This window comes from Anaerococcus sp. C0059F3, assembly GCF_056590475.1.
This window is the reverse complement of sequence record NZ_JBWPWE010000002.1, coordinates 192,639-199,983: the sequence shown is the minus strand read 5'-3', so window position 1 is coordinate 199,983 and position 7,345 is coordinate 192,639. Positions and strand designations below refer to the sequence as shown.

The window sequence follows — 7,345 nt, the reverse complement described above, 5'->3', positions numbered from 1 at the left end:
TTGCTGCCTTTATTGTGTATGATATTATGGTTTGTGCTGCTTGCCCTGCTTCTTTGCTTATTTCTTCGTTTATCATGTTTTCTCTCCTTTGTTTGAATTAAAAAAAGGGAAGTATAGGCTTTAATTTTTCTATACTTCCCTTTGATTGTTTTTATTTTATTGTTCTTGGTGGTGGAATGCTTTATTTTGATGTTTTTATATATTTCTTAGGTCTTTATACCTTTTATACTTTTAAATAGCTTAAAGTACCTTTCCACCTTTAGTAGTTTGTGTGTGTCCTTTTGTCTGATAGATAGTTTTTCATGTTGGAATATATAATCTGTATTTCTTCATTGTTCATCGCTTTTATTTCTTCTGTGCTTTTGTAGGTTTTGTATGTTCCATCTTCATTTGCTTTTATGAGTTCATCTATTAGCTCTTGCCTTTTATTCATCTCTATTACCTCCTAGATCTGCCTTTATTTTCTTGGTCATATTATAGCTTGGATAAGATATTTTTACCAGGTCTTATCTTTCTTGATTTTTGTAATAATCTTTGGTTGATTGTCTTTTTTTATTAAAGCTTTCACTATCTTTCTTATACTCTTTTATCTTTTCTAAGATACTTTCTTTCTCTCCTCTCTTAATCGCCTTGTCAATTTCTATTGATAGGTCGATACCATATTCTTTATTAACTACTTCTACTGCATATTTGATATGATTTATTTCCTTGTATCTTTCCCTTATCTTTTCTGACTCTGTATTTAATTTACTGATTTCATCTTCTAAGTTTTTAATTTCTCCTAACCATTCTTTCTCTCTTAAATTTTTCTTTCCGCTGATTTTTTCAATTAAGTTTCTTGCCCTTATATGTTGATCTATTTCCTTTTGATTATTCTTGTAGAAGCTTTCTTTGAATATTTTCTTGCTTTCATAGTCTTGGTAGGTTGCTTTTGTTTTTCTTACGGTCTTTGCATAGGCTAAACACTTATTGAGGTCTTCTATCTTTTGACTGTTTTCTTTTATGGTCTTATATATTTCAGAGTTTTTACTTCTTAGGTTATTTATATGTCCTTGTAGGTCTGATATGGTTTTTATTTTATTTTCTCTTAGATAATTTATTCCACTTGCATATCTTTTTAGATCATAGATTGCCTTGTTTCTTTTACCATAAAATGATAATTCAGCTCTATTATTTTCTTGCATTTCTTGATAGAAGCTTAAATATTCATAGAGGTTAAAGAGTCCTGATTCATTTTCAATTTGCTTTTTACTTTGGTCTTTATATTCCCTATATGATTCTTTTAGCTTATCTTTAAAGCCTGCTAACCATGATGTTATTTTCTTTATTTCATTGCCTATGTTTTTTAATAGTTCATTCTGTTTTTTTATTTCACGATTTATATCTCCTTTTTCTGTTCTTATTCCTTTTCTTTCCATTGCACTAGCACTTGCTCCTAGATGTATTGTTGGTATTTGTTTTATGCCTTGTCTTTTAAAACTCCTATGGTCTACTCTTTTTTCTATCTTGTTTTTTGCTAGATATTCATTGCAAAGGTCTGAAAAATTTTCTCTCCATTTTTCTACATTACCTTTATCGTTCCAGGTTGTTAGTTCTACTTTTCTTGTCTTTGGTTTTCCATTTTTGTTTAAAATCTTTTCTCCTTTTTCATCTAGGATATATTCTTTTTTTGACTTTGCTAAGAACTCTCCTTTTTCGTTTATGGGTCGCATTATGGTCATGATATGACAATGGATATTTCCATTTTTATCTCGGCTCTCATCATGAATTGCATAATCTACTATCATTCCTTGTGATGTTAAATTTTCTTTTATAAATCTTTCAACCAGGTTTTTATTTTCACTTAAAGTTAATTCTTTTGGTAGTCCTATTATGAATTGTCTTGCTAGTTGTGCATTAGAATTTTTTTCTGCCATTTCTACTTTATTCCATAAGGTAGACCTATCATTAAATTCTTTTGGTATATGATCAGGCAATATTATATTTTTTGCTAATACTTTTTCTTTTCTTGTATAGTCATGGGTTACTCCGTCCCATTCATTTTTTATTTTTTCTCCACTTATATATGCTGCACTTGCTACTGCACTTTTGCCTTTTCCTCTTGATATTATGTTTACTGAAAAATGAAAACTGTCTGCCATTTTTATCACTTCCTTTCTTTTTTGTTGTTTTAGGTGGAGGCTTAATAGATTTTTTATAGCCACTTTGTGAATGAGCGTTTTGAAATGATAGAATAGAAAAAGCCGACTACTGAATTAATTTTTGTTGTTTCAGTATGTCGGCTTAATTGTTTTGTTCATTTCAAATTTTAAAAGTCAAGGGCGAGCCTTAGCGAGTTTATTTACCCTTGACTTTTAAAAAGCGAATGGTTGTTGCTCCCTGCAAGGGTTTGTCTCCGCAGGACGCAAGCACCCTTTAGGGTGTATAATTGCGCCCTTAGAAAATCTAAGGGAGATTTAATTATTTTATTTTTCCTAATTTTCTCTCATTATTTTTATTGTTTCTTTAAATTCTTTTGTATTTGTTGCTTCTTCTATTAGGATTTTTATTTCTTCATCTGTTAGTTCTTCTGAATTTTCTATAAGGCTTTCTAAGATTGCTCCTCTTGTTATTAGTCTATGAGTTCTTTCTTTTCTTCTTTTTACTATGTCTTGTTTCAATATCTTTTTTTCTTGATTTTTTAGTTGCCTTAGTCTTTCTTCTGTATCATCAATTTTATCTTTTATTTCTTTTGACTCTTGTCTTATTTGCTCTAATTTTTTCATGCAAAACTCCTTTCTTAATATAAAAAAGAGATAACATTTCTGCTATCCCTTTCAAAGTTTAACTATTAAAAATATTATATTATCATCTCCTAAAAACGGATATAGAAAAAGTGCCTAAAATCATAGGCACTTTAAAAAAATTTGATTCAATATTTCTATTCATAAATGAATAATTCATCTACAGTGGTCTCAAGAGCAGTTGCTAATTTAAAAGCAAGTTCAAGATTTGGATCGTACTTATTGTTTTCAATGGCATTAACAGTTTGTCTAGTGACCCCGCATATATCTGCTAATTCTTGTTGCAACAATCCTTTATCGGTTCTAAATTCTTTGATGTGATTTTTCATTTGCCTTACCTATACTTCCTCATATTAATTAGATAGGAAATATTAAAGGCTATTGATATTATACCGACATAAATTATCGGATTATCTTCAAATCCTATACTAGAATTTTGCTCAAAGAAAATGTTCCAAATTATGTTTAAAATTAGGAATATTATCCCTACCACTAATGCTGTTAATCCAGATTTTCTTACAACATATCCCTTTATTTCATCTCCTTTTTTAATTAAGGTTACTATCATAATTAAGGTACATACTAGTGAAGCAACCAGAAATAACCATAATAAACCTATACCAAATATTTGATGTGATTCAATAAATTTTATAAAATTCATATTGACCTCCTTATGTCAAATACTTTTGACATTAAATTATGGTATTAAGTTTATATACCTGTAAATCCTCTACCATCATAGATAGAATCACTTGTATCCTTTCTTGTAATAAAAAAGAGATAACATTTCTGCTATCTCTAATCGTTTTTAATTCAAACTCAATGACTTTCTCTATTGCAATCTTCCTTTATTTCTTTTTCTCGTTATTATATCTACTTCCACACCCTATACCAAAAAGCATAGAACCGATTATCCATGCATATTCAGTTTTTCCCGTTTTATATGACATGTATATTGATAATATAAGTGTAATAAATGCGATAATTGACAATATAAGCCATAAGTTCTTTTTGTCCATTTTATTCCTCCAAGATTTTATCTTATCATTTCTAACTCCTAACTTTTGATATATTCATGATAAGGATACTACAAGTATTCATATATTTTCAACCATTCTTCATATTACCAAAAATTCTCCTATTAGATCAACTCTAAATTTTCATGAAAAATTGACAGTTTGTTAAAGTTGTGTAAACTTAAGTAAAAGTCTATTACTTAGGAATGGACAAACAAAATTACAACCTTTTATCTGATTGTATTATTTAATTATAGAGAGTAAGTCTCCTTAACCTTATCAACTAAGAACTTTATCTTTCCTTCAGAAATAATTCTTTTAAAACTCTCATTATTCTCTATTGCATCTATATAAAAGCGAACAATCATATCGTCACTTCTATTTGGATTCGTAGATAACAATAGATTTTCATCAAGCCAATCATCTATTTGATTAAAATACTCATCGCCACTTATCTTAAAGGATTTTTCCTTGCTCTTTATTAATAGATTGAGTAATTTTTCTACATATTGACTAGCAAGTTTGAGATTATTATCTTCAATATAGTGCGTTGCCAAGGATAAATAGAAATTTAAAACTATAGAAATATTTATTTCAATAAGATTAAAAGTTTCTAATAAATCCTCTACTCTCTCCAATGTTTCGACCCAATCCTTATCATGCAAACTGCTCTTCATCATAAGAAGAGTGATTAAATCAGTTACGTTCTTATAAATCATTATTTGTAGTTTTTGATCTACTTCATTTTCCTTCTTTGTTTTTATATAAGCTGAAGCAACTAAACAATCTTTTGATATAGATAGCATATCCGAAGATGGCAAAATATTTAATGCTTCTTCTGATTTTCCTAAACTAATTAAGCAGGCTGCCCTCAAGCTCAGTGATTTATCTTTAAGTATAGAATCTTTCGAATCCTCACACACTCTCTTTAATATATTATTTGCGTATTCGAGATATTCCTCTTTCTTTGTAGTGTCAGTTGCTAAATCACAATGGTTCAAAATAAACAAAGACATATAGTATAGGAGATCAAAGCAAGAATAGTATTGTTTAATTTTAATTTTTATATCTTCTACGATACTATCCATACCTGCATCAGGAACACGATTCTCTAAGTCTATATAAAATTTTTGTATTTGAGCTGAAGATAAATCTGGATCATATCCTATTAATTCATCCACACTTATATTAAAAAAAGTGGCAAGTTTTGGTAGAAGTAAAATATCTGGATAGCTTTGACCTGTCTCCCATTTTGATACGGAAGCCTTTGTTACCATCATAAATTCTGCTAATTCTTCCTGAGTTATGCCTCTTTCTTTTCGCTTCTGAAGAATATTTTCTCCAATTTTTAGCATGATATTTTACCTCCTAACTGATTTGCTTTTTGTTTATTACAGCAATCGAAATTACGATACACAGTATAAGCAAAATACTGCCCGTAATAATCGGTACATAATAGTCATCATATCCTATTCCTTTTATAAGGTTCACAGGCTTTCCTATCAATGCAATAGGCATGTATTTAACAATTTCATCTCGAATAGATAATATAAGTTGAATCACAATCCCAGCGGTCGTTAATATTAATGTTCCTATAACATTTCCTGAAATCACTCCAGCTAATATCTCTAACGATATTAAAAATAAGCCAAATATAAAAGGAAGTAAGGCCGCCATAAGTATATTTCTTACAGGAAATGAAATCCCGAAAAAGTACTTTGTGTAGAAATAAGTGAGTATAAATGAGCAAAAGTAAGCAATAAACCACAAAATAAAATTATAAAAAATCTTCGATAGCACGACTTGATACCTTGGCAGTCCCTTAGATAATAAATTAATCAAGGTTCCCTTTTGGAATTCATTCGCCATTTGAGTGCTTAATATAATTGCTAATCCAAACATACCTATTTGACTAATGTTTTTAAAGAATTGTGTCCAAGAGTCAATTTCTGATGGTGGTGCTACGTTAATATCTATATTTCCTGTAGCTATGGATTGAAGTATCATGGGAGTTAATTTTGCTGTCAAAGGACTTATTAACCCGATGAACAAGAACAGGATAAAGGTAGAAATCATTTTTTTAGTCCTTGCACCTTCAATAGCTTCTTTCTTTAATAGAGATAAAAATATCCTCATGCTTTCGTCACCTCCATAAAAATATTTTCTAATGTAGGTTCTTCTATTTTTATTTCTATAGGAAATATGTTTAACTTATATAGCTCATATAAAATATCAATATCTTTTAGTTGATAGTCTTCGTCTGTTAAATATAAATTATCTCCTTTTTCATTTATTAACATATTTGAAAATTTATCTAATGACTTAAATGCCTTTAGTTCTTTGTCAGACTTAAATCTGATTTTAATTGTGTTTTTCCTCTTTATATTTTTTAGTTCATCTATCGAGCCTTCTAGTACATTTTTCCCTTTATCAAGCACCACAACATGATCACAGATTGCTTCAACATCCGATAAAATATGTGTTGAAAAAATAACAGTCGTAGAGTCTTTTATCTTTAATATAATGTCCAATATCTCTTTTCTTCCAAGCGGATCAAGGGCGGAAGTTGGTTCATCACATATCAATAATTTGGGGCTATTTAACAAGGCTTGGGCAATACCCAAGCGCTGTTTCATACCTCTAGAATAGCCACTAATTCTTTTATTGACATCTCTTAATCCCACCAATTCTAAAAGTTCCACACTCTTGTTTTTAATTTCATTTTTGCTAAGACCAGTTATAGCCCCACATAGATTCAGATATTCCTTTGCTGTCATATAACCGTAAAATTCAGGAACATCTGGAAGATACCCTATAAATCGATTAGTTTTTGACTGACCAAAGCTTACTTCTTCTCCAAAGACTTCAATGGAACCTTCATCCTTTTTCAAAAATCCTAAAATCATTTTCATTGTCGTAGTTTTTCCAGCACCATTTTTGCCTAAAAACCCAAAGATTGTATTTTCAGGAATCGACATGGATAATCCATTAATAATCGTATTTTTCCCAAAGGATTTATGAAGATTTCCAATTTTTAGTGCGTCCATTATTCGTCCTCCCTACCTATTGTTAAGTATAAGATAGGTCCAATAATTTGAATAAAAACAACTATTAAAATCCACATAGTTCTGCTTCCAAATTTATATCTATCGTGTTTTAAAACATGATTTAATGAATAAATCATAAGTGCAATTTCTAAAATAATAATAGGTATAAGTATCGGCAAGTATTCTCTAATAATATCTGGCATTTTTAACCCCCCTTTATTTATATATATCATATCATTTTACTTAATCAACCTTCAAGAAACTATTAATTAACTTATCCTATTTTTATCAACTACAAGTAAACTTTTCTTAAGTATTTATTGTTGAAATCCATTTAATATGTTTCTTAAATAAAAAAATACTTATAAGAGTTCTTGTAACCCCCATAAAACATTGATTCCAATACTTTTATAATCTGTTATCTTATTATCTATACATCAATACTACAATCTCCACATATAACATCATTATACAATCTATTTACATATGACAAACAAAT

At 29.3% G+C, this 7,345-nt stretch carries 10 protein-coding genes and 1 pseudogene; all 11 read right to left on the bottom strand.

The features are described 5' to 3' along the window. Positions 1-76, bottom strand: a pseudogene (locus AC1EJ5_RS02335) (PcfB family protein); the annotation flags it as partial. Between the two features lie 183 nt (positions 77-259). Continuing rightward, positions 260-433 (bottom strand): hypothetical protein, encoded by a 174-nt coding sequence (locus AC1EJ5_RS02330; RefSeq protein ID WP_169043308.1) that lies wholly within the window; start codon positions 431-433, stop codon positions 260-262. A gap of 73 nt (positions 434-506) precedes the next feature. Next, positions 507-2,141 (bottom strand): MobQ family relaxase, encoded by a 1,635-nt coding sequence (gene mobQ, locus AC1EJ5_RS02325; RefSeq protein WP_479814322.1) that lies wholly within the window; start codon positions 2,139-2,141, stop codon positions 507-509. Positions 2,142-2,474: 333 nt separating this feature from the next. Further along, positions 2,475-2,765 carry a DUF3847 domain-containing protein gene (locus AC1EJ5_RS02320; protein WP_479814320.1) on the bottom strand — a complete coding sequence of 97 codons (291 nt, stop codon included), beginning with the start codon at positions 2,763-2,765 and terminating at the stop codon, positions 2,475-2,477. Between the two features lie 155 nt (positions 2,766-2,920). Next, the gene (locus AC1EJ5_RS02315) at positions 2,921-3,112 is read right to left on the bottom strand and encodes a helix-turn-helix transcriptional regulator (RefSeq protein ID WP_479814318.1); all 192 of its coding nucleotides are present in this window, start codon (positions 3,110-3,112) and stop codon (positions 2,921-2,923) included. Between the two features lie 5 nt (positions 3,113-3,117). Continuing rightward, positions 3,118-3,444 carry a hypothetical protein gene (locus AC1EJ5_RS02310; protein WP_479814316.1) on the bottom strand — a complete coding sequence of 109 codons (327 nt, stop codon included), beginning with the start codon at positions 3,442-3,444 and terminating at the stop codon, positions 3,118-3,120. Between the two features lie 187 nt (positions 3,445-3,631). After that, positions 3,632-3,802, bottom strand: a complete 171-nt coding sequence (locus tag AC1EJ5_RS02305; protein ID WP_479814315.1) for a hypothetical protein — start codon at positions 3,800-3,802, stop codon at positions 3,632-3,634. 248 nt (positions 3,803-4,050) lie between these two features. After that, the gene (locus AC1EJ5_RS02300; protein WP_479814313.1) at positions 4,051-5,154 is read right to left on the bottom strand and encodes a helix-turn-helix domain-containing protein; all 1,104 of its coding nucleotides are present in this window, start codon (positions 5,152-5,154) and stop codon (positions 4,051-4,053) included. Positions 5,155-5,167: 13 nt separating this feature from the next. Further along, positions 5,168-5,935 (bottom strand): ABC transporter permease, encoded by a 768-nt coding sequence (locus AC1EJ5_RS02295; RefSeq protein WP_479814311.1) that lies wholly within the window; start codon positions 5,933-5,935, stop codon positions 5,168-5,170. Continuing rightward, a complete protein-coding gene (locus tag AC1EJ5_RS02290) occupies positions 5,932-6,846 on the bottom strand; it encodes an ABC transporter ATP-binding protein (RefSeq protein ID WP_479814309.1) in 915 nt (304 codons plus the stop codon). The genes AC1EJ5_RS02295 and AC1EJ5_RS02290 overlap by 4 nt, the downstream gene beginning before the upstream one ends. Beyond that, positions 6,846-7,049, bottom strand: a complete 204-nt coding sequence (locus AC1EJ5_RS02285) for a PLD nuclease N-terminal domain-containing protein (RefSeq protein WP_479814307.1) — start codon at positions 7,047-7,049, stop codon at positions 6,846-6,848. The genes AC1EJ5_RS02290 and AC1EJ5_RS02285 overlap by 1 nt, the downstream gene beginning before the upstream one ends. Positions 7,050-7,345: the final 296 nt, after the last annotated feature.

Bases quoted from the DNA above. Each gene is read 5' to 3' on its own strand.
- AC1EJ5_RS02295 (WP_479814311.1), bottom strand. From the start codon at position 5,935: ATGAGGATATTTTTATCTCTATTAAAGAAAGAAGCTATTGAAGGTGCA.
- AC1EJ5_RS02300 (WP_479814313.1), bottom strand. From the start codon at position 5,154: ATGCTAAAAATTGGAGAAAATATTCTTCAGAAGCGAAAAGAAAGAGGC.
- mobQ (WP_479814322.1), bottom strand. From the start codon at position 2,141: ATGGCAGACAGTTTTCATTTTTCAGTAAACATAATATCAAGAGGAAAA.
- AC1EJ5_RS02305 (WP_479814315.1), bottom strand. From the start codon at position 3,802: ATGGACAAAAAGAACTTATGGCTTATATTGTCAATTATCGCATTTATT.
- AC1EJ5_RS02310 (WP_479814316.1), bottom strand. From the start codon at position 3,444: ATGAATTTTATAAAATTTATTGAATCACATCAAATATTTGGTATAGGT.
- AC1EJ5_RS02320 (WP_479814320.1), bottom strand. From the start codon at position 2,765: ATGAAAAAATTAGAGCAAATAAGACAAGAGTCAAAAGAAATAAAAGAT.
- AC1EJ5_RS02290 (WP_479814309.1), bottom strand. From the start codon at position 6,846: ATGGACGCACTAAAAATTGGAAATCTTCATAAATCCTTTGGGAAAAAT.
- AC1EJ5_RS02315 (WP_479814318.1), bottom strand. From the start codon at position 3,112: ATGAAAAATCACATCAAAGAATTTAGAACCGATAAAGGATTGTTGCAA.
- AC1EJ5_RS02330 (WP_169043308.1), bottom strand. From the start codon at position 433: ATGAATAAAAGGCAAGAGCTAATAGATGAACTCATAAAAGCAAATGAA.
- AC1EJ5_RS02285 (WP_479814307.1), bottom strand. From the start codon at position 7,049: ATGCCAGATATTATTAGAGAATACTTGCCGATACTTATACCTATTATT.